Source organism: Levilactobacillus zymae DSM 19395 (genome assembly GCF_001434115.1).
In the GTDB taxonomy this organism is placed as follows: Bacteria; Bacillota; Bacilli; order Lactobacillales; family Lactobacillaceae; genus Levilactobacillus; species Levilactobacillus zymae.
In genome coordinates, this window is sequence record NZ_AZDW01000014.1 from 1 (window position 1) to 21,365 (window position 21,365).

Below are 21,365 nucleotides of genomic sequence, written 5' to 3' on the forward strand. Positions count from 1 at the left end.
AATCGAGAATTTCCTTCCTGTTTTCTTATAGAATTCGAGTTATGTCCCAAACTCTTCATAACTCGTTTTAATTTAGTTTATTCGACTGTGACACTCTTGGCCAGGTTCCGTGGCTTATCGACGTCCAAGCCCTTGTTTAAGCTGGTGTAGTAAGCCAACAGTTGGGCTGGCACTACCGTCAATAACGGCATCAACATTTCGTCGACGTCTGGTAAGACCAGCGTGTCGCCGTCGATAGCCAAGCCTTCGCGGACAATGGTCATGGTCTTCGCCCCCCGCGCCATAGTTTCTTGCAGGTTGCTCCGAGTCAAACCGGCCGTCTTCGACTGGGTGATGAAGCCAATGACCGGCGTGTCCTTTTCAATCAAGGCAATCGTCCCGTGCTTCAATTCACCAGAAGCAAAACCTTCAGCTTGCACGTAAGAGATTTCCTTTAACTTCAACGCCGCTTCCAACGAAACCGCGTGGTCGATTCCCCGACCGATGTAGAAGGCCCGGTTAGACTTCATCAGGTAGTTGTTGGCGAGGTCTTCGATCTTGGCCTTTTCGTCGACGATGGCTTGCATCCCCGTAGCGACCAACCCTAATTGTTGGCGAATGTTGAAGTTTTGGGCCACGATTTGACCGTTAACTTCACCCAACGCCTTCGCCAAGATGGCTTCCAGCGCGATTTGGGCGGTGTAGGCCTTGGTCGACGCCACGGCGATTTCTGGACCGGCGTGCAACAGCAACGTGTAACTGGCTTCACGGGATAACGTGGAGTTTTGCACGTTGGTGATGGTCAAGCTAGGGTAGCCCGCGTCGTTGACGTTGACTAGCACTTCACGGCTATCGGCCGTTTCACCGGATTGCGTCAAGAAGATGAAGAACGGCTTGTCCGCTAACATCGGTTGTTCGTAGGCAAATTCGGAGGACACGTGGACTTCCGTTGGAATGTGGGCCAAGCGTTCGAATAACCGCTTGCCGACCAAGCCGGCGTGGTAACTGGTCCCGGCCCCGATGATGTAGAGCCGATCAGCGGCTTGCATGGCCTTGATCAACTTGTCATCGATTTGGGGTTCACCGTGTTCGGACAAGTAGGTTTGGGCCAACTTCCGCATCACGTTGGGTTGTTCGTCGACTTCCTTAAGCATGTAGAACGGGTAAGTCCCCTTGTCGGTTTCGTCGGCGTTCATGTCCACGTGGTAGGTCTTACGTTCAACGGGGTTCCCGTCGGCGTCTTGGATCTTCACGTCGTTAGGCGTTACCGTAACCACTTCGCCGTCCATGATTTCCAAGAAATCGTGGGTCTCACGTAACATGGCCATGGCATCAGAGCAGACCACGTTAAAGCCGTCCGCAACCCCGACCAACAGTGGGCTCTTGTTCTTGGCAACGAATAACGTGTCGGGTTGTTCGCGGTCCATCAATAAGAAGGCGTACGACCCCTTCAAGAGGCTCAGGGCCTTTAAGAAGGCGGACTTGGCGTCCAAGTGGTCTTCAACGGCGAACTTATCGATCAATTGAACGACCACTTCGGTATCCGTTTGACTCCGGAAAGGCACGTCGCTTAAGTATTGCGCCTTGATTTCTTGGAAGTTGTCGATCACACCGTTGTGAACCAGGTAGAACCGGTCGTCGTTGGAGAAATGTGGGTGCGCGTTATCCACGCTGACTACCCCGTGGGTCGCCCAACGGGTATGGCCGATCCCGGTCGACCCGTGAACGTCCGGCGTAATCTTTTCGCGTAATTGGGAGATTCGACCCTTAGTCTTCACCAGGTAGTCGTTGTCCTTCTGGTCGTTAACGTAGATACCGGCCGAGTCGTACCCCCGGTATTCCAACTTTTGTAGTCCTTCAACTAGGATTTTAACGGCATTATCGTTGCCCGTGACACCAACAATTCCACACATAAATAATCTTCCTTTTCTGGAGAGCGTTCTGAAAATCACGCCTCGATTAGTTTTAATGATGAAAATGAATGAGTTTTCTTGAAAATTGGTATAGACTGAAACAATTTGAAAACTATTCCTGAATGACTATACTTTACTGCCTTCTCGTGGGGTTGTCAATCTAAATAGTTCGAAATGGTCTATCGTTGTTTTAATATTTACTTAAGGTCGTACAGTCGCTGCATGGTTAAGCTGCTCAAGCGCTGATTTCCCGGCATTTACGGGGAACCGACCTGTCACCCGTTGTCAGGTCAATCAAAAAAGCCGCTGCCACCGGCAACGACTTTTCCGTAAATTTCAACTTATTCTTCGACGCCCACTTCGGCCCGAACCACGTCGGCGATTCGTTCCACGTAGGTGGCCACGGATTCCTTGGTTGGCGCTTCCGCCATCACCCGCAGCAACGGTTCCGTCCCGGAAGGCCGAACCAGCACCCGACCGTCACCGTTCATTTCTTTTTCGACGGTGGCGATCATGGCCTTGACCTGCGGGTTATCCATTGCGGCCTGCTTGTCAGCAACCCGAATGTTGACTAACTTTTGTGGGTAAGTCGTGACATCGGCGGCCAATTCGGACAACTTCTTGCCACTGGCCTTCAAGATGTGCAACAGTTGGAGGCTGGTCAACAGACCGTCCCCGGTGGTGTTAAAGTCCAAGAACACGATGTGACCGGACTGTTCGCCCCCCAGGTTGTACCCGGACTTGAGCATTTCTTCCACCACGTAACGGTCCCCGACCTTGGTCTTGACGGACTTCAAGCCGTGCGCTTCCATGGCCTTGTACATCCCCAGGTTACTCATGACCGTGGTCACGATGGTGTCCTTCTTCAACCGACCGTGTTCGGCCATGTACTTCCCACAGATGTACATGATCTTGTCGCCGTCCACGATGTCGCCGTTTTCGTCGACCGCGATGCACCGGTCGCCGTCACCGTCGAAGGCCAACCCGATTTGGGCGCCCTTTTCAACGACAAACTTTTGCAGGTTTTCCGGATGGGTGGACCCAACTTGGTCATTGATGTTGATGCCGTTGGGCTTGGTGGCAATCGTGTCGAAATCCAGGTCGAAGTCGGCGTACAACCGGGAGACTAACCCACTGGTCGACCCGTTAGCGGCATCGACGGCGATGTGCAGGCCGGCCAAATCATCGGAAATAGTTTGTTCCAAAAATTGGATGTACTTCTGGCTGCCTTCGGAGTAGTCTTCGACCGTGCCCAAGCCGTCCGTGGAAGGCCGCGGTTGGTCGTCGGTTGGCGAATCCAGTAAGGCTTCGATTTCTTCTTCCATGTCATCGGACAGTTTGTAGCCGTCGTTACCGAAGTACTTGATGCCGTTGTATTCGGCTGGGTTATGCGAGGCCGTGATCATGACCCCGGCAGCGGCGCCCTGCGTCCGGACCAGGTAAGCCACGGCCGGCGTGGTGATGACGCCCAACCGTAAGACTTCGATGCCGACGGACAGTAAGCCGGCAACCAAGGCGTTTTCCAGCAATTGCCCGGAAATCCGCGTATCGCGCGCCACAAGGACTTGGGGATGCTTGTTTTCGCTATCGGCGTGTTGGGTCAAGACGTACCCGCCGTAACGGCCCACTTTAAACGCTAGTTCTGGCGTCAATTCTTGATTCGCAACGCCTCGTACACCATCAGTTCCAAAGTATTTCATGACAGAATTCCTCATTTCTCAATTTTTTAAATGACAGTTTAATTAGCAGTCGCCTTGACCGTGACCCGAATCGTCGCCGGATCAAAGGCGGTCACTTCATTGTCGTTGGTGTCTAACGTCACGGTCTTAGTGGCCGTACTCTTGACGTCGCTCACATCGACATCGACCTGCGCCGTACTCAGCGCTTTCAGTTGGGCCGCACTTCCGAAGGCCTTCACCTTGGTCGTCGAACTGCTTAGTTTATACGTCGTCCCGGACGAGCCATTCTTGGCGTTCAGCTTGACGTTGACCGTCTTGCTGGCCCCCTTGGTGATGGGCAAATTGACCGTGGTAGTCGACGGCGTCAAGATCACGTTGACCGTCTTGCCCTGCTTATCCAGTGCCTCAATCACGGCCTGACTGTTGACGGTCTTCTTGGTGTTCTGCGGGACGGAAAGTTGGGCGATCACCTGGCTGACCCGGGAAATCTCGTTGGCCGCCCCGGTAGCCTTCACGTTAGTCACGTCGGTCGTGGGTTTACCCGCGGTATAACCTGACGCGATATTTTGCTGGTTGAACCGGACCTTCACGGGGAAGGAGACCGTTCGCCGCGGCTCGATGTCCACGGTAATCTTCGCTGGTGAGATCGACGATTCAATCTCGTGATTCAACCCCTCTTGGTGTAACGACACCTTGTGCTTGCCCGTCCCCAGGTCGCTCAACGAGGCATAGACCTTGAAGTTCTGAGTGTTAGCCGTGGTGGTGACCAAAGCTAACGGGCCGCGCAAGGTCACCTTGACCTTCTCGGGATACCCCGTAACGAAGTACTTATTACTATTCACGTTTAATTGGAGGGGTACCGACACCGTCATGGTCTTGGTGGCCGTTAACGACGTCTTGCCGGAATTAGTGGTCTGCTGACTACTCGAGGACTGGGTACTGTTCACGTAAAAGAACAGTAAAATCGCCAGGATTAGCGCCAGAATGCGGTAGATCCACGCCGTATAGTGTTGATTTTTCATTAGCGGCGCCCCCTATGCAGGCGTTGGTCGATCCAATCCAACGCCGTTTCTAAGATATTGTGGTTCGTTGCGGCTTCTTCGTTGACCAGTTCGTGCTTCAAGAACTTTAAATAGTCCTCCTGGGTCAACCCGCGCAACAGTTCGTTGTTCTTGGTGATGGAGACTTCCCCGGTCTCTTCAGAAATCACGATAGTCAAGGCATCGGTGACTTCGGAAATCCCAACGGCCGCCCGGTGTCGGGTCCCCAGTTCCTTAGGAATCAGGTTACTTTCCGACAACGGCAGGTAAGCCGCCGCGACTGCAATCCGGTTATTGCGAATGATCACGGCCCCGTCGTGTAACGGCGTGTTGGGGATGAAGATGTTGATTAACAATTCACCGGTCAATTCGGCATCTAATTTGATACCCGTTTCGATATAGTCTTCCAGCCCCGTGTCCTGCTGAATCGTCATTAAAGCCCCGATTCGTCGCTTAGACATGTACTGAATGGCTTTATCCAAACCCGCGATCATCCGGTTAGCAGCTTCGTTTTCGTGCCGCATGCGCACAAATAACGAGCCGCGGCCCAGATGCTCCAACCCCCGGCGAATTTCGGGTTGGAAGATGATGATGACCGCAATAACCCCCCAGTTGATCACTTGATCCATCAACCACGAAACCGTGTTGAGGCCAAAGTAACTACTAATTACTTTGACCACCAGAATCAAGATGACGCCCCGGAAAAGTTGAATGGCCTTCGTTCCCCGTAACATGACGATCAGTTCGTAGATCACGAACCAGACCACCAGGATATCCAAAACGTTGACCAAATTACCTAACGTTAGGAGATTTCCCCAGTTCAGGTTCATTTGACTTTCCCTCCAAATTGAATTCAGAATTCATTATATCACGCCCCTTGACCTTCCGCCGCAATTCCCCCCAATGTCCCGGAAAACTCGGTCAAATTTTAGACATTCCGGGCGGTTTCGCTTCCAAAAGTGCTTGTTCGGCCAATAAGTTTACAAAATTTATTAAGGTCACCCGCAGTCTGTCAGTCCGCTTTTAATTTCTGGTAAGATAGAAAGCATATTGTACTTCGAACGGCATAATTCGCTGTAAAATAGGAGTAAAGATTGAAAGGGTTGGGTGATGGCTTATGAATCGGCGTGCCAAGTGGGAAATTCGCGGCTTCTTTATCTTATGGCTGCTATTTCTTTTTTTCCGCGCTCACGACCCCTTCTCGTTTCTGGTGTTAAACACCTTTCTGGGGTACATCCCCATTGAAATCAGCTTTCACTTAGGGCGCAAGCGCTCGGCGTGGCTGTTCTGGCCAATGGTCATCATCTGGTTGCTCTTCTATCCAAACGCCCCGTACCTGTTGACCGACCTGTTCCACTTATCGCTACTTCAGCCGTACGCGGTCAGCGGGCTGTTGCGGGTCACGCCTCACATCTGGATCTACTTTACTTACCTGATTACCAGCGCCCTGTTCTGTGCGTTCCTGGGCTTCTGGAGTCTCAACTTTGTGAGTCAAAGCATCTCGGAGCGGCTGGCTCGTGGAAACAACATCGTCCGGTTATTCGTGGTTTTGACGTTGACCTTCCTATCGTCGGTCGGGGTCTACATCGGCCGCTTCCTCCGCATCCATACCATCTACCTGTTCTTAAATCCGGAACAATTCATCAGGCCCTTAATGAACATGTGGACGAATGATTTATGGATATTCGTGATTCTGATGACGTTCATCCAGCTCTTCTGTTATTGGATCTTACATCTGATTATGACCGCACAGAAACCCACCACCATTTAAATGACAAACGAAGAAGCCACCAACGAATAATTTCGCTGATGGCTTCTTTTTTGGTGCTATTTTGATGCCCACAGGTGTGGGAAATACCAGTTAGCCAGATAGCATCTGGCGCCGAGCTGGGAATCATCCCCACACCGTGTGGGGAATACTTCTGAACGAGATAAGCCGGTGTCAGCTCCTCAGAATCACCCCCACACGTGTGGGGAATACTAGCAGGAGCGCCCGCGTCACCCAATACACGTTCGGAATCACCCCCACACGTGTGGGGAGTACCTGTCGCAACTAAGGGCGGACGCCTATCCCTGAGAATCACCCCCACACGTGTGGGGAATACTATGTGGATCAGAACACTGGTCGATATGCACCGGAATCACCCCCACACGTGTGGGGAATACCATGATGCTGCGTGGTAAGGCACTGGCCGGAAAGAATCACCCCCACACGTGTGGGGAATACACTAAACGAATCCCGGTTTAACAACGTTTAGGATTGCACCAATCGCCGTTTTTTATTAACTTGCCGACGGTGGTTCAACCCGTTAATCGCCCTCGTCACTACTCAAGGACATGACCAACACATTTTCCGCATAGTTGACGTATTGCCGTAAGCGCGACGCCATGGCCCAGGAAATGTTGCCCGCCTCAAGCAAGTTCTGAATTCCCGTCCGTTCGGCGCTCAACGCCCGGACCCGCAATTTATTGAATTGGTGTTGGTACTCCTCTTCGTGTGACGGTGCGGCGGCCGCCTTGGCCCGCTCGATCCGGTTACGGTAGTGGACAATCAGGTGATAAATCGCCTGGTTATCGAACTGCGTTTCGTCCACGTCCGTGCGTGACAGATACTGCGACAAGGTCTTAATGGCCGCCTTCGCCGTTTGCCGTTCAATCAGGTTACTCTCAGCGTGAAGCCGGTCCGTGTCTTCGGAATGCAACCAGTACGCGGCGTTTCGCCAAAGGTGCTTGAAGAACAGCAACCAGTAATGTAAGACGCTAGGCATGGACCGCCCACTGGCTTGGGTGACCCGGCTTTCCAGGCGTTCGATACGCCGTAAAGCACCCACGTAGCTGGTCTGGGTGATTTTAGCCCCCTGCCGCAACTCCTTGAGCTCCGCGCGTTCACCCGCTAAGGCCACTTCGCGGAGTTTGAGTTCGTCGTTTAATACCTTTTGCATGGTGTCGTCCGCCCGGTAACTCATTTCTAAGCGCCGGATCACGAACTGGTAATCCAAAATCAAATCGTAAGCGGCCCGTTGATTATTCGGGCGCCGCATCTCTTCAATCTTGGAAATCGCCAGCCGCATGATGTAGGCGCGAGCCTCGTCCTCACTAATCTGCCGGACGGGTTCTTCGGGATATTCGTCTTCCTCGTCGTCCAGGTCCAAATCGTTGTCGATGTCGTCACTGACGCTGGCCCGGGTCTTTAACGGTTGGCCGTCCGTCGAAATCAGCGGCAACATGATGGTCGCTGCCACCAAACTGATGATAATCACCCCGGACGCCACGAACAGCATCAGCGCACGGGTCGGAAAGCCGGCCCCACTGGCCACCGTTAACGGCACGGATAGGACCCCGGCCATGGTCACGGCCCCCCGGACCCCGGAAAGCCCCGATAAAACGGCCATCCGGAAACTAGGGTGTTCGGTCGTGGTCTTGCGAATCCGCTGGAAGAGGATGTAACCGTACGTCCAGACGGTTCGTAAGACCACGATGATGACCCAGGTGCCCAGCGCAAACAGCATGGCTTCGCCGGTGTTGAATTGACCGCCCTTGATGACCTGTGAGGTCGCCACGGGCAATTCAATTCCCAGGATCACGAACACGATTCCGTTCAACGAATAGATGATGATGTCCCAGACCTTTTCGGTCACCAGCTTAAGTTCCGGTGAATCCTCCACAATCTGGCTTTCACGGGCGTGATACAGTACCCCGGCCGTGACCACGGCGATCACACCGGACGCGTGAGCGATTTCTTCGGTCACCAGGTAGACCACGAACGGCGTGGCAATCTGCAGCACCGTGTTAAAGACCACGTCGTCGATGCCCTGCCGGCGCAAGACGTCCATCAGGAGTTGAATCCCGGTCATGATGATCAGACCGGCTAAGAAGCCGACGATACTGATGTAAATAAAGTCGCTAGTCGCCGTTTTCAGGGAAAAGGCCCCGGTCACGGTCGCCGCAATGGCGTATTTAAAGGCAATCAGCCCACTGGCATCGTTGATCAGGCTTTCGCCGCTGACCAGATGCATCAGGTTTTCGGGCAACTTGACCTGTTTCGAGATCGACTGCACGGCCACCGGGTCGGTGGGCGACAAGATGGCGGCCAAGGCAAAGGCCACGGTCAACGGCATCTTTGGGATCAACCAATAAATCAGAAAGCCACCCAGAATGGTGGTTAAAAAGACCAGCCAGATGGCGTTGGCAAAGATCGGTCCCCGCAGGCGCCAGAGTTCTCGCCGCGGGAAGCGCCGCCCATCGTTATACAGCAAGGGCGCGATGAAGAGTAGTAAAAACCAGTCGGTCTCCAGTTCAATCTGGAATTTCCAAATCAGGGCCACAACTAGGCCCAACGCGATTTGAATCAAACTGACAGGAATAAAGGTGAGGTAGTGACTAATGATGTTGGAAAGTAAAACTAACACAATGAGCAGAATCACTGCTTCAAGTATTGGCAAAGAAGGTCCCCCTTTCTAAGCGTGTGGTTCTTCGCCGATAATCCGAACTTCGGTCTCCAGGTGAACTTGATCGCGGTCCCAGATAACCGTTTGAATGTGGTGAATCAGTTCCAAGTAGTCGGTCGCCGTGGCGTGGTCGATATTGACGATGAAACCCGCGTGCTTGGTCGAAACCTGCGCGCCACCCCACTTGAGGCCCTGCAGGCCCGCTTCTTGGATCAGCTGGCCCGTATAATGGCCCTCGGGGCGCTTAAAGACACTCCCGCAGGAAGGCAGGTCTAACGGCTGCTTGGCGGCTCGTTTGGCATTCAGGTCGTCCATTTGGGCCTGAATCGCGGTCCCGTCGCCCGGTTCGAGCGTAAAGGTCGCCGTCAACACGATGTCGTGGTAATCCTGAATCGAGCTGTGCCGGTAGCCAAAATCCAATTCGGTTTGCGTCAACGTGCGAATCTCACCATCCGGGGTTAAGACTTCCGCCGCCGTCGCGACCTTGGCAATCTCGCCACCGTAAGCCCCGGCGTTCATGAAGATGGCCCCACCGACACTACCGGGAATCCCCGCCGCAAACTCCAAGCCACTGAGACTGTGAGCTTGGGCGACCTGGGTAGTCTTGATCAACGCGGCTCCGGCCGCGGCCGTCACCGTGTGGGCGGCGTCATCGACCGTGATCTGGTCCATCTTGGTCAGAATCATGACCAGGCCCCGAATCCCCCCGTCACGTACGATCAAGTTGCTGGCGTTGCCAACCACCGTGATGGGTAACTTCAATTGGTTGGCGTAGGCCAATAACGACTTGGTCTCCTGAACGTTGGTCGGAAACGCCAAAAAGTCGGCGGGTCCGCCCGTCTTGGTGTGCGTGTAGTGGGCGAGTGGTTCGTGACGCAAAATTTCTACGGCTGGAAAGGCCGTTGCAATATCTTCCATGATTTACGATTTCCCTTCATCTTGAAAAATTTCAAGCCGGTGCGCCGGAATTTTTGCTCACCCGGCGGCCAAGTCTCGTAGCCCGTCACCGTAGTGGTGCGCCCACCGACCGACATGCTGGCCTTCTCCGATCGTCGTGAGGTGACGAATTGCTCGGAAAAACCCAGTAAAGCATAAGAATAGTTTAGCATGGATTTTCACAAAACGACACGCGAAACGCCTGAAAACGGGCGAAAACTCATTTTCTGGTATACTAGACATATTCGTTGGAGGTGTTTTTCGTGAAATTTATTTCGTGGAACGTCAATGGTCTGCGGGCCATTGTCAAAAAGAACTTTATGGCAACGTTTCAAGACCTCGATGCCGACTTTTTCGGCATTCAAGAAACCAAACTACAAGCCGGGCAGATTGATTTAGACATCCCCGGATACTACCAATACTGGAACTACGCCGAGCGCAAGGGCTACTCCGGGACGGCGCTGTTCACCAAGCACAAGCCCTTGGCCGTCCATTATGGCATCGATGCGCCGGACTTCGACCACGAGGGGCGGGCCATCACCCTGGAATACCCGGACTTCTACGTCATGACCTGTTACGTGCCGAACTCCGGGACGAAGTTGAAACGCCTGGACTTTCGCATGGGCTGGGAAGACGCCTTTTTGACTTACATCAATCAACTCAACGCTAAGAAGCCGGTCATCTACTGCGGGGACCTCAATGTGGCCCACGAGGAGATCGACTTAAAGAATCCTAAGAGTAACCACCATAACGCCGGCTTTTCCGACGAGGAACGCGGTAAATTCTCCACGTTGCTGGCGGCTGGTTACCTCGACACGTTCCGCCACTTCTACCCGGACGCGACCGGCCGGTACTCCTGGTGGAGCTACCGGTTCCACGCCCGCGACAACAACGCCGGGTGGCGGATCGACTATTTCGTGACCAGCCAACGCTTGCAAAATCAGCTGCAAGACGCTAAAATCTTAGACCAGGTCATGGGGTCCGACCACTGTCCGGTCGAACTCGACGTGGCCGATCTCACCGTTTAATTTTGAAAGGAAGATGCCGTCGTGAACTTTGTCGCCATGGACTTTGAAACGGCCAACGGCAAGCGCTACAGTGCCTGTTCGTTGGCGTTGACCATCGTCCGTAATAGCCAAGTCGTCGATGAATTTTACTCACTGATCAAACCCGATACCGACTTTTTCTGGCGCAACGTCCAGATTCACGGGATCCACGAAGCCGACGTGGCAAACGCGCCCACCTTTCCCGAGGTCTGGGAGCACGTGGCGCCGTTCTTCCAACGCGACCGGTTGGTGATCGCCCACAACGCCCCGTTCGATAACGGCGTGTTGCGCAGCAGTCTGGAACACTACCGCCTTCCCGCGGCCCGGTACCTGACCCTAGATACCGTCAAGACCAGTCGGAAGTTCTTCCCGGAATTTCCCAATCACAAATTGGATACGGTCTGTGAACAACTCAACATCGACTTGCACCATCACCACAATGCGTTAGACGACAGCTTGGCGTGCGCCAACATCCTGTTGTACGAAGCCAACCACTTCGGCACCCAGCCGCTCAAATCGTTTATTAAGGTGAATGCTTAGCCATTAAGATTGGGGCAAAAGGCGATTTGCTGACTTACGGAGTTCAGCGGAGCCAGCTGCCTTTTGGCGCACGTTTCAACATCAAATGTTCGAAGAAATAAAGGAGCTTGGGATTTTTATCCCAAGCTCCTTTATTAGTACTGTCATGAAATAGGCTCCGCAGTCACCGGGACCTCGCCGCTAATCTTCATCCGCCAAGCCCTGGTCGTTCAACGGGTAGACCATTTCCACGGCCGTGACCTGGTTACCGGCATCGTCCGTGACCGTTTCGGGCGGCGTTTTGGTCCGGGTGAAGCCCAACTTGGTATAGAGCTTCACGGCCGCCACGTTACGGGTCTGCACGATCAGGCCGACCGCGGCCAACGAACTGGCCGTTTCGGCCCAGTACAACGCCTCGTCAACCAGCGCGGTCCCGATGCCCTGGTGCCAATAGGCCTGCTCCACGGCCACGCCCAGTTCGCCCACGTTGCCTTCGTGCGTCGGCGAGACCGACAGGACCCCAATCAGCTGGTCTCCCAGACTGGCCACCAACAGGAGATGCGCCGGGCTGCGTTTGATCTGCTCGATCTGTTCCCCCTCCTGGTCAACGCTGATGGGATCATCGGCATCGGCGAGGGTAAACGTATCGCTTTCTTGCTGCAGGCGCTCCAGTAGTGTCAGTAATTGAGCAGCATCTGCGGCGCCCGGTAAACGAATCGCCACGTCCTCACTCATGGTGGGTCGCCTCTAAATGCTCAACTAGGCGTTCGAAATGATCCCCGTGGGGTTCGAAGGTCAGGGTGCGCTGGGTCTCGCCCGCGTCGTCATCACGTTTGAACACGATACGTAAGTAATGTTCCGGCAGTTCGTCAGCAATGAACTGGGACCATTCCACCACGTTCACCCCGTCACCGTTAAAGTATTCTTCTAAGCCTAGTTCGTCCCCGCTACCGTCTTCCAAACGGTAGACGTCCATGTGGTACAGTGGCAACCGGCCGCCCTGGTACTCGCGGATAATGGTGAACGTGGGACTCTTCACATTGCGTTTGATGCCTAATCCGGCCGCTAAGCCCTTGGTAAACGTGGTCTTGCCGGCGCCCAAATCACCGTCGAGTAGGATTACGTCTGGGGCCTGCAACCCGGGCGCCAACTGCTTCCCGAGGGCCATCGTCATTTCCGGACTTGTGACTGTCAATTCTAACATTTCATTAACTCCTTTATGCCAACACTTATTTAACCGGCACCGCGCCTGATGATGAGCGCGGGAAGTTGCCTGGTACTCGTTCATTTCTTCATTTACAACGTCAGCCTAACTAGGCATGAATCGAATTCAATACAAATAATACCCGGATTGCCGTTAAAGCGCAATCCGGGTATTCGATGACTTCGTGAATCGTTAGTTTAATGCTTGAGCGGCCGTAATGATAGCGACCTTGTAGACGTCTTCTTCGTTGCAACCACGGGACAGGTCGGAAACCGGCTTGTTCAACCCTTGCAGGATTGGGCCAATGGCTTCAAAGCCCCCGAAGCGTTGCGCAATCTTGTAACCGATGTTCCCGGATTGGAGTTCTGGGAAGACGAAGACGTTGGCGTGACCCGCCACGTCCGAACCCGGTGCCTTTTGTGCCGCAACCGTTGGGACGAAGGCCGCGTCAAATTGGAGTTCACCATCGACAGCCAAGTCTGGGGCCGTTTCGTGGGCGATCTTCGTGGCTTCTTGCACCTTGGTGACCATGTCACCCTTAGCCGAACCCTTCGTGGAGAAGCTTAACAGGGCCACCTTAGGGTCAATGTCGAAGACCTTGGCGGTGTGGGCACTTTCCACGGCAACTTCGGCCATGCCGGCTGCGTCTAGCTCAATGTTAATCGCACAGTCCGCAAAGACGTAGCGTTGGTCGCCCTTTTGCATGATGAAGGCCCCACTGATCCGCCGAACGCCTTCCTTGGTCTTGATAATCTGTAAGGCCGGGCGAACGGTGTCGCCAGTGGCGTGAATCGCCCCGGAGACCATCCCGTCGGCTTGGTCCATATACACCATCATGGTCCCGATGTAGTTGGGATCCTTCAACATCTCTGCGGCCTGTTCCGGCGTGTTTTTACCGTGCCGGCGTTCAACTAGAGCATCTAACATGGCCTTGTGTTGGTCGGCCGGGATGTTTTCGGGATCCAGTAACGTCAGTTGGCTCAAGTCGATATCGTTGGCCTTGGCCGTTGCATCGATTTCGGCTTGCTTACCCAAAACGATGGCCTTGATCAGACCGTCGTGAGCTAAACGACTCGCAGCGCCTAAGACCCGCTTATCGGCCCCTTCTGGGAAAACGATGGTTTTATTTTTACCGTTGATTTTTTGCTTAAGACTATCAAAAAGTTCCATAGGTGAAGACCTCCATAAAATGTCCTACGAATCAATTCTCTTTATGCTTACGCGTGGTTAGATTGTGAAGCGTCGTCGGCACTGACCGTTGCCGGGAGTTGCCAATCGATGGGCGTTTCACCTAATGATGTTAGTGCGATGTTGGTTTTTGAAAAGGGACGGGACCCGAAGAAGCCGCGGTTCGCCGATAACGGACTCGGGTGCGCTGACTTCAAGACGATATTGGTCTTGGTATCGATCAGCGCAATCTTGTCCTGAGCGGCACGACCCCACAGGATGAAGACCACCGGCTCGGCTCGTTCGGAAAGTTTCCGAATGGCCGCATCGGTCAGTCGCTCCCACCCGTGACCCTTATGGGAGAAAGCCGCCCCGTCACGCACGGTCAACACCGAGTTCAGGAGTAAGACTCCCTGATCGGCCCACTTTTTCAAGTAGCCGTGATTGACCGGCGTACAGCCGACGTCCGTCTGGAGTTCCTTATAGATATTCAGTAACGACGGTGGAATCTTGGTCCCCGGCATCACGGAAAAACTACACCCGTGCGCTTGGCCCGGATTGTGATACGGATCCTGACCCAAGATGACGACCTTGACCTGACTAAATGGCGTCCAATCGAACGCGGTAAAAATGTGATACATGTCCGGATCAATCCGGTAGTGCTGGTACTCGTCGACCAGAAACTTGCGCAGGTTTTGGTAGTAGTCCTGCTCAAACTCCGGCTCTAGTACCGGCCACCAATCATTATGAATAAACGGTTTCATTCCCAACACCTCAGCTTTTATTCTATCATATTGCCTAGCGAAATGATATTCCCGAACGCCAAGTCTAAAACATGTTAAAATAAAGAAAACATCCGTGACGTTTCACGCCATAAATTCGTTGTTGGAGGTGCCCCATGCGTCAACTGTATCTCAACCAAGCCGCCCTATCGGCCCGTGCAACCACGGTGATTCGCGATGCTGACAATCAATCGCGCTACCTCCTGGTCGGCAAATGGGGGCTGCGGGCCGACGTCTTAACCGTTTACTTAATCGATGGCTCACTGGAAGCCGAAGTCAAACAAGAATCGTTGGGACTGTTGCCCCGCTTTCGGTTGCTGTACCACCGCCAACCCGTTGGTCACGTCAGCAAAACCTTTGGCGTGATTCGCGAAGTCCTCTTTGTCCGGGGGCTCAACTGGGTCATCATGGGTAACCTGAACAGCGGTCGCTTCCGCATCTTTCACGGGCGCGAATTGATTGCCAACATCGCGCCGGTCTCAGCGGACGGTCAGACCATCTCGTTAGAAGTCGACCAGCCCGATCACGAGGCCCTGGTAGTCTGTCTGGCCGCCATCCTGGACCGCTGGGCCAAGCACCAGCAACGCGGCCTCAATCCCCTGAAAAATCGCGGGTGGACGCCCGGCTTATCGTCGGAGGTCACGCCCTTCATCACGCATCAACGGGGACCCAAAGGCGAATAATTCATTGTGCAGATAACCCAAAAAGGGTCTGGGACAAAAGTCTCAGGCCCTTTTCCGTCTCCGAATATTTGGTGTCGAAACGTGCGCCAAAAGGCAGCTGGTTCCGCTTAACCCCGTAAGTCAGATAATCCAAGTTCGGGATTATCCGCCTTACGACGTTAATGCTCACCAGCTAACCGCCTTTCGTCCCACTCTCTTTTTAGTGGTTTTAATAATGTTTCATGACCCGGGCAATCTGCCGGTCTTGTTCGCGGCGCTTCAGGGATTCACGCTTGTCGTACTCGCGTTTCCCGTGGGCAACCCCAATTAAGACCTTCGCAAACCCGTGCTTGAGATAGACCTTCAGGGGGATCAGGGTGACCCCTTTATCCTGCGTGGCCAAACCCAAGCGCTTGATTTCCTTCTTGTGGAGCAGTAATTTTCGATTTCGTAACGGATCGTGGTTGAACTGGTTGCCTTGCGCGTACTCACTGATGTGTACGTTCATCAACCAGGCTTCCCCGTTACGAATCTGGGCGAACCCATCTTGTAAGGTGATTCGCCGTTCCCGCATCGATTTGATTTCGGTCCCGGTCAACACCAAGCCCGCTTCGATCGTTTCGGTCACGGTATAATCATGCCGGGCCTTGCGGTTCTGGGCGAGTTGGTTATCCGGGGTCTTTTTCGGTTTCCGTTTAGCCAAAGGTGTCCACCTCGCTTAGTGTCGGTTCCCGTTTTGCGAGTTCCGGTGTTGCCCACCGCCATGGTTGCTGTTGCGGTGGTTATTCCCGGCGTTCCCGCGGTGGTCCGAGGACCGGTGCGTGTTATTGTTATTCGTGTTGCGGTGACCAGCGCCACCGTTGTTGCGGTTGCCGCCGTTGCCCCCATTACGGTGGTTACGGTTCCCGCCATTACCGCCGTTGTGACCGCCATTCCCGTGTTGGTTGTTCCGGTTGCTGCCGAAGCGACCGCCGCCACGAGAGCGGTGTTCCCGGTGCGGCAAGAGGTCGCTGACCGGAGCGTCTTCAGGGTTCAACAGTTCAAAGTCGATTTCACTTTGTTCCTTGTCCACGTGAATGACCTTGACCCGAATAGCTTGACCGATTCGGTAAGTCCGCCGCGTATTGCGACCAACCAAGGCCAGGTACTTTTCCACGTATTCGTAGTAGTCGTCTTGCATCCGGCTGATGTGAATCAGGCCTTCGATGGTGTTCGGTAATTCCACGAACATCCCGAACTTCATCACGGAACTGACGACGGCGTCAAACTCTTCGCCGACGTGGTCCGCCATGTATTCGGCCATCTTCATGTCGTTCGTATCCCGTTCGGCATCGATTGCCCGCCGTTCCATTTCGGACGTGTGGACCCCGATTTCTTCCAGGACCGGTGCGAAGACTTGCTTCGACGCATCGTTGATTCCGTGATCTTCGTAGTAATGAATCATCCGGTGCACCATGGTATCTGGGTACCGCCGAATTGGCGACGTGAAGTGGGTGTAGAATTCCGCCCCCAACCCAAAGTGTCCCAGGGATTGGTCACTGTACCGCGCTTGCTTTAAGCTCCGCAGCATCATGACCGAGACCATGGCTTCTTCCGGCTTACCAGCAACCTGCTTTAAGATGCCTTGCATCATCTTTGGCCGCAAGTGGTTCGGGTCACCCTTGACGTTGATCCCGAAGGCCGTCAAGAATTCGAAGAAACTGCGAACCCGGTCGCCATCTGGCGTTTCGTGGACCCGGTATAAGAACGGCACCTTGGCGCGGAAGTAGTGTTCCGCGACGGTTTCGTTCGCAGCCAGCATGAAGGATTCAATCATCCGTTCTGCCAGACCCCGCGTCCGTAACTTCACGTCGATTGCGTGGCCCTTGTCGTCCACGATGATTTCGGCTTCGCGGTCATCAAAATCAATGGCCCCCCGGTTCTTCCGGTGCTTGAGTAAGATTCGGTGTAAGTCGCCCATGTCTTCAAACATCGGGACTAATTCCTTGTAGCGGTCCATGGTCACCGCATCGTGGGCTTCCAGGATTTGGTTAACGGCCGTGTAGGTCATCCGGGCCTTCGAGCGCATCACGGACGGGTGAATCCGGTGCTTGACCACGTTACCTTCTGGGTCGATTTCCATGTCACAACTCATACATAACCGTAATTCGCCCTCATTCAGCGAGCAAATGCCGTTGGATAACCGCCGGGGTAACATCGGAATCACCCGGTCGGTCAGGTAAACGGACGTACCCCGCTTGTAGGCTTCCTTATCGATCAACGAGCCTGGCGTCACGTAATGCGACACATCGGCAATGTGAACCCCTAAGTGGTAGTTCCCGTTAGGTAGCTTCCAGACGGTCACGGCATCGTCCAAGTCTTTAGAAGACTCACCATCGATGGTTACCAAGTTTTGGTTGGTGACGTCTTCACGCCCCTGCATTTCTTCGGGCAGGACGTGATCCGGAATCTCGTCGGCCGCTTGCATCACGTCTTCCGGAAATTCGGCCGGAATGTTGTGTTGGTAAACGATCTGTAAGATGTCGATTCCTGGGTCGTCGACGCTCCCGATGACCTGTTTGGCAATCCCCACCATGGCATCGGGATGCGCATCATTAGGGTATTCCGTGATTTCGGCCGTAACGACTTCACCGGGCGTTGGCTTCAAGCCCACGGCGGTGATGTAGAACTTGTACTTGAGCAACTTCTTGTCCGTCAAGCGAACTTGGCCCACGTAACCGGCATCGTCGTCGGTCTGCATGAACTCGCCGACGACCTGTTCGTAATGCCGTTCGACGATTTCGGTAACCTTACCTTCGGGGCCTTTGCCCGTGCGGGGGTCGCCGGCCCGGACAATTTCAATCTTGACCGTGTCGCCGTTTAAGGCTCGCATGGTGTTGTCCGGCGCGATGTAGGCATCGGGTTCCACCTTGTTTTCGTCGTACGCCACGAACCCAAAGCCCTTGTCGTTACCGTGGAAAATCCCGGTTAAGACCTTTTGGCTGGGGTCCAGCTGAAAATGCCCGCGGTCGGTGACTTGAACTAAGCCATCCCGTTCGAGCTGCGCGAGTTCCTGGACAATCAGCTTAAACGCCGCTGATCCGTGATAATGGAGGGCATCCGAAATGTCCTCAACGGTATAGGTTTGATCCGCGTGTGCGCGGAAAAACGCTGTTAAATCTGCTTTTAAATTATCTTGCACTATAAATTCCTCATTGTTTTTCAAAGATTGGGTGTAAAAACGCTAAAATATCCGCCTCGAGTGCGTGGTGGGCCGAATTAACGGTCAAAACGTGCCCGGCACCGGCGTAATTATGATAATCGATTTGGTCGGCGGGATAGGCCGCTGCCAGCCATTGGCCCGAGCGCGGGTCGATCATCTGATCGGCGTCGCCCTGCGCAATGAATACTGGTTGGTGGATGTCCCGTAAATGGGTGGCCGTGGTGTCTGCAAAGGCCTGAATCGCCGTTAACTGGGCGGTCAGGTGGTCTTGCAGCCATGCCACCTTGTGATCCTGTGCCGCGCCCACAATATTCTGGGTGCGGTACGTGGCGCGCGCCATCTCAATAAACGCGGTCGGAACGCGCGTCTGGCCCCGAAAGATCACGGGGGAGGCAATCGTTCCGCCCCCCACTAGTTGCGGGTCTTCTAGTAACGCCCGGGTGGCAAACAGGCCGCCCAGCGAGAGACCAAAGATGGCAATTTGTTGGTACCCACGTTCTCGTAAGAAAGCAATCGCGTCACGGGTGTCTTGCCACCACTGCTGCGGGGAGCCGTCCCGTAAAATATCGGCGGGATCCCCGGTCGCGTGCCCCGTAAAAATGGGTGCGAGAACCGTATACTGCTCGCTTTGCAATTTTCGTGCTAGCAAGCGCATGTCGTTAGAGCTACCCGAATAAGCGTGCAATAAAATTACTGCGTGAGGGCCCTGCTCAAAGAAGAGCGGGACTGGTTTTCGAATCATGTCAAACCACCGCTTTCCGCTATCGAAGATAGTCTGTACTGCGATTCTGCCGGAGTCATTTTCAGGCCCACGGCAGTTTTAACTAAAAAGCCCCCTGCTAATAAAACGGACAGGAGGCTGACATCTCTAATGTGAAGATAGATATACTAAAGCCATTGCCAGCGCAAAGAAGATGATGCCTAAGACGACGGTCACTTTTTGCATGAAGGCTTCGAACCCTCGCGGCTTTTGCTTTGCAAAGAGGTCGTCGGCACCACCGGACAGTGCTGACAACGCATCGTTCGTCTTAGCAGGCTGCATCATAACCGCAATGATAATTAAAACACTGACAATTAGAATACAGGTCATTAAAAAATTATACACAAATTTGCCTCCTACCTACCGAATAGGTCTAACTATACTCCCCTTAATCTATCATAATCGGCCGCTTTTTACCAGCCCCAGGCCCAAAAAGGCCCCTCAGGCGTCCAGTCGACGCATTTGTTGACGAACATAGGCCCGATTATGCTGATAGGTCAAAATAATCAAAATATCGCCGGCCCGCAGCAAAGTATCGCCGTGCGGAATCACCTGACGTTCCCCCCGTTGGACACCGACCAGCAAGGCCCCTTGCGGCCATTTAATGTCACGGACTTGGCGTTCGACCAGCGGGGAGTCGCCCCCCACGGGATATTCCACCCGGTCGGTCAACCCGTGGGCGTCGGGGTCCGCCGGCGTGACTAATTTTTCTAATAACGCCTCGTAAATTGGCGCTCCACCCAGCACGTCAACGGTGATGTAGGCCACGATGGCTACCACCGCCAACGGCAATAGGTGTTGCAAGCTGCCCACCATTTCGGTGATCAGCAAAATCGCGGTGAACGGCGCCTTCGAAATCCCGGCAAAGTAACCCGCCATGGCGTAAATCATGAAGTTAGCGATGAACGCCGCGGGTAACCACCCCAGGAGAACGAAGCTTCGCGCCCCCACGGCCCCCAATAAGGCTCCCAATGTCAGGATCGGTAAGAAGATCCCACCAGGCAACCCGGAACCGTAACTGATCATGGAAAAGACCAGCCGCAAAACAAAGTACCCAATTAATGGAACCAGTAGTGGCGTGTGCTGGGCAAACGAAACAATCATTTGATTACCCCCACCCAGCGTTTCCGGCCAGAACAGGCCAATCGGAATCACCAATAGAAACGGGATGATGCCGTTCAGGTGCGCCGGTAACCAAGTCAACTTGGCGTACAGTTTGCCGCCGTTAAGCGTCCCCCACTGATACACAACCCCCAGCAGGCCCAGCCCCACGCCTAAAATCAGGAGCAGACCGTAATACTTGAGGGGTAACGCGTGTTGGTAAGCGATATGTAAGACCGGCGTTAGCCCAAACACCTCACTGGAAATGAAGTCGGCCACCACCGCACTGGTCAGCGATGTGATCCAGACTAGCGTGGAAAAACTATGATACACCTCTTCTAGGATAAACAGCGTCGAGGCGATTGGCGCGTTGAAGGCCGCGGACAATCCGGCCGCCGCACCACCGGCAATCAGTAGCCGACGTCGACGGCCATCAAAGTTGAACCGTTCGGCCATCCCCTGAGCGACGGTCCCGCCCAGCTGAATCGACGGGCCTTCCCGTCCCAGAAACAGGCCGGAGCCGATGCCTAAGATGCCGCCCACGAATTTCTTCCACAACACGGGCCACCAAGGATAATCCAATTCTCCGGCCAGTTGGCCCTCAATCTGGGGAATCCCGGACCCCTTGATCATGCTAGTGCGCTTGACCAGGTGCCCGATAAAAATCGCCACTAAAACCAATAAAATGGCCCAGGGCAACAACCACATTGGGTGTCCCCCGAGCCAACCATACATGGCTTGCATGAGTTTGAGGAGTTGTTCGATACTTAATCGAAACGCGCTGACCACGATTCCCGCTCCGATTCCAACCAATCCGCCGAAGCCGATTGCCTGGACTCGAGTAAAATCGTGACGCGTCGTTTGTCGTTGCTGTTGCATGTTTCGTGTTCCTCCCCGTTTTTCTGTCTACGTTTTAGTGTAGCACAG

The 21,365-nt window shown here is 54.0% G+C and carries 19 protein-coding genes and 1 CRISPR repeat array; of the genes, 4 read left to right on the forward strand and 15 right to left on the reverse strand.

The features are described 5' to 3' along the window. Positions 1–77 precede the first annotated feature (77 nt). The 4 genes from glmS to cdaA all read right to left on the reverse strand — a co-directional run bounded on the left by glmS (position 78) and on the right by cdaA (position 5,441). Positions 78–1,892 (reverse strand): glutamine--fructose-6-phosphate transaminase (isomerizing), encoded by a 1,815-nt coding sequence (glmS, locus tag FD38_RS03160; RefSeq protein ID WP_057731062.1) that lies wholly within the window; start codon positions 1,890–1,892, stop codon positions 78–80. A gap of 341 nt (positions 1,893–2,233) precedes the next feature. Next, the gene (gene glmM / locus FD38_RS03165) at positions 2,234–3,592 is read right to left on the reverse strand and encodes a phosphoglucosamine mutase (RefSeq protein WP_057731064.1); all 1,359 of its coding nucleotides are present in this window, start codon (positions 3,590–3,592) and stop codon (positions 2,234–2,236) included. A 38-nt stretch (positions 3,593–3,630) separates the two neighbouring features. After that, positions 3,631–4,593, reverse strand: coding sequence for a CdaR family protein (locus FD38_RS03170; protein ID WP_057731066.1), 963 nt, complete (start codon positions 4,591–4,593; stop codon positions 3,631–3,633). Next, positions 4,593–5,441: a diadenylate cyclase CdaA gene (gene cdaA, locus FD38_RS03175; RefSeq protein WP_057731068.1), complete on the reverse strand. Its 849-nt coding sequence runs from the start codon at positions 5,439–5,441 to the stop codon at positions 4,593–4,595. The genes FD38_RS03170 and cdaA overlap by 1 nt, the downstream gene beginning before the upstream one ends. Before the next feature lie 287 nt (positions 5,442–5,728). Between cdaA and FD38_RS03180 the strand changes: the two genes are divergently transcribed. Next, the gene (locus FD38_RS03180) at positions 5,729–6,382 is read left to right on the forward strand and encodes a DUF1361 domain-containing protein (protein WP_057731069.1); all 654 of its coding nucleotides are present in this window, start codon (positions 5,729–5,731) and stop codon (positions 6,380–6,382) included. A gap of 182 nt (positions 6,383–6,564) precedes the next feature. After that, positions 6,565–6,834: a CRISPR direct-repeat array (repeat unit 24 nt; unit sequence GAATCACCCCCACACGTGTGGGGA). A gap of 86 nt (positions 6,835–6,920) precedes the next feature. On the opposite strand, the gene FD38_RS03185 is transcribed toward FD38_RS03180, so the two are convergent. Together FD38_RS03185 and murB are read right to left on the reverse strand one after the other, a co-directional pair. Next, the gene (locus FD38_RS03185) at positions 6,921–9,053 is read right to left on the reverse strand and encodes a cation:proton antiporter (RefSeq protein ID WP_057731071.1); all 2,133 of its coding nucleotides are present in this window, start codon (positions 9,051–9,053) and stop codon (positions 6,921–6,923) included. Positions 9,054–9,068: 15 nt separating this feature from the next. After that, complete coding sequence (murB, locus tag FD38_RS03190; protein ID WP_083485257.1) at positions 9,069–9,977, reverse strand: UDP-N-acetylmuramate dehydrogenase; 909 nt, start codon at positions 9,975–9,977, stop codon at positions 9,069–9,071. 281 nt (positions 9,978–10,258) lie between these two features. Between murB and FD38_RS03195 the strand changes: the two genes are divergently transcribed. Continuing rightward, a complete protein-coding gene (locus FD38_RS03195; RefSeq protein WP_057731075.1) occupies positions 10,259–11,023 on the forward strand; it encodes an exodeoxyribonuclease III in 765 nt (254 codons plus the stop codon). A 21-nt stretch (positions 11,024–11,044) separates the two neighbouring features. Beyond that, entirely contained in the window at positions 11,045–11,581 is a 537-nt protein-coding gene (locus tag FD38_RS03200; protein WP_057731076.1) for a 3'-5' exonuclease, read from the forward strand. 180 nt (positions 11,582–11,761) lie between these two features. Here the strand turns inward: FD38_RS03200 and FD38_RS03205 are convergent, their stop codons facing one another. The 4 genes from FD38_RS03205 to FD38_RS03220 form a co-directional block, all read right to left on the reverse strand. After that, positions 11,762–12,295, reverse strand: a complete 534-nt coding sequence (locus FD38_RS03205; protein ID WP_057731078.1) for a GNAT family N-acetyltransferase — start codon at positions 12,293–12,295, stop codon at positions 11,762–11,764. Beyond that, positions 12,288–12,764, reverse strand: a complete 477-nt coding sequence (gene tsaE / locus FD38_RS03210) for a tRNA (adenosine(37)-N6)-threonylcarbamoyltransferase complex ATPase subunit type 1 TsaE (protein WP_057731079.1) — start codon at positions 12,762–12,764, stop codon at positions 12,288–12,290. The genes FD38_RS03205 and tsaE overlap by 8 nt, the downstream gene beginning before the upstream one ends. A gap of 192 nt (positions 12,765–12,956) precedes the next feature. Then, the gene (gene pta, locus FD38_RS03215) at positions 12,957–13,934 is read right to left on the reverse strand and encodes a phosphate acetyltransferase (protein WP_057731081.1); all 978 of its coding nucleotides are present in this window, start codon (positions 13,932–13,934) and stop codon (positions 12,957–12,959) included. A 47-nt stretch (positions 13,935–13,981) separates the two neighbouring features. Continuing rightward, entirely contained in the window at positions 13,982–14,695 is a 714-nt protein-coding gene (locus FD38_RS03220; RefSeq protein WP_057731083.1) for a uracil-DNA glycosylase, read from the reverse strand. Between the two features lie 134 nt (positions 14,696–14,829). On the opposite strand from FD38_RS03220, the gene FD38_RS03225 reads away from it, so the two are divergent. After that, positions 14,830–15,396 (forward strand): LURP-one-related/scramblase family protein, encoded by a 567-nt coding sequence (locus FD38_RS03225; RefSeq protein ID WP_225430793.1) that lies wholly within the window; start codon positions 14,830–14,832, stop codon positions 15,394–15,396. A 208-nt stretch (positions 15,397–15,604) separates the two neighbouring features. Here the strand turns inward: FD38_RS03225 and smpB are convergent, their stop codons facing one another. The 5 genes from smpB to FD38_RS03250 form a co-directional block, all read right to left on the reverse strand. Next, positions 15,605–16,078, reverse strand: coding sequence for an SsrA-binding protein SmpB (gene smpB / locus FD38_RS03230; protein ID WP_057731085.1), 474 nt, complete (start codon positions 16,076–16,078; stop codon positions 15,605–15,607). Positions 16,079–16,093: 15 nt separating this feature from the next. Beyond that, the gene (rnr, locus tag FD38_RS03235; RefSeq protein WP_057731087.1) at positions 16,094–18,556 is read right to left on the reverse strand and encodes a ribonuclease R; all 2,463 of its coding nucleotides are present in this window, start codon (positions 18,554–18,556) and stop codon (positions 16,094–16,096) included. A 10-nt stretch (positions 18,557–18,566) separates the two neighbouring features. Beyond that, complete coding sequence (locus FD38_RS03240) at positions 18,567–19,319, reverse strand: alpha/beta hydrolase (RefSeq protein WP_057731088.1); 753 nt, start codon at positions 19,317–19,319, stop codon at positions 18,567–18,569. Positions 19,320–19,445: 126 nt separating this feature from the next. Beyond that, positions 19,446–19,682, reverse strand: a complete 237-nt coding sequence (gene secG, locus FD38_RS03245) for a preprotein translocase subunit SecG (protein ID WP_057731090.1) — start codon at positions 19,680–19,682, stop codon at positions 19,446–19,448. A gap of 96 nt (positions 19,683–19,778) precedes the next feature. Further along, entirely contained in the window at positions 19,779–21,317 is a 1,539-nt protein-coding gene (locus FD38_RS03250) for a ClC family H(+)/Cl(-) exchange transporter (RefSeq protein WP_057731092.1), read from the reverse strand. Positions 21,318–21,365 lie beyond the last annotated feature (48 nt).

Excerpts from the sequence above, each read along its gene's own strand:
- FD38_RS03250 (WP_057731092.1), bottom strand. The coding sequence starts at position 21,317 with ATGCAACAGCAACGACAAACGACGCGTCACGATTTTACTCGAGTCCAG.
- glmS (WP_057731062.1), bottom strand. The coding sequence starts at position 1,892 with ATGTGTGGAATTGTTGGTGTCACGGGCAACGATAATGCCGTTAAAATC.
- FD38_RS03240 (WP_057731088.1), bottom strand. The coding sequence starts at position 19,319 with ATGATTCGAAAACCAGTCCCGCTCTTCTTTGAGCAGGGCCCTCACGCA.
- FD38_RS03170 (WP_057731066.1), bottom strand. The coding sequence starts at position 4,593 with ATGAAAAATCAACACTATACGGCGTGGATCTACCGCATTCTGGCGCTA.
- pta (WP_057731081.1), bottom strand. The coding sequence starts at position 13,934 with ATGGAACTTTTTGATAGTCTTAAGCAAAAAATCAACGGTAAAAATAAA.
- FD38_RS03205 (WP_057731078.1), bottom strand. The coding sequence starts at position 12,295 with ATGAGTGAGGACGTGGCGATTCGTTTACCGGGCGCCGCAGATGCTGCT.
- cdaA (WP_057731068.1), bottom strand. The coding sequence starts at position 5,441 with ATGAACCTGAACTGGGGAAATCTCCTAACGTTAGGTAATTTGGTCAAC.
- FD38_RS03180 (WP_057731069.1), top strand. The coding sequence starts at position 5,729 with ATGAATCGGCGTGCCAAGTGGGAAATTCGCGGCTTCTTTATCTTATGG.
- FD38_RS03220 (WP_057731083.1), bottom strand. The coding sequence starts at position 14,695 with ATGAAACCGTTTATTCATAATGATTGGTGGCCGGTACTAGAGCCGGAG.
- murB (WP_083485257.1), bottom strand. The coding sequence starts at position 9,977 with ATGGAAGATATTGCAACGGCCTTTCCAGCCGTAGAAATTTTGCGTCAC.
- FD38_RS03225 (WP_225430793.1), top strand. The coding sequence starts at position 14,830 with ATGCGTCAACTGTATCTCAACCAAGCCGCCCTATCGGCCCGTGCAACC.
- tsaE (WP_057731079.1), bottom strand. The coding sequence starts at position 12,764 with ATGTTAGAATTGACAGTCACAAGTCCGGAAATGACGATGGCCCTCGGG.
- glmM (WP_057731064.1), bottom strand. The coding sequence starts at position 3,592 with ATGAAATACTTTGGAACTGATGGTGTACGAGGCGTTGCGAATCAAGAA.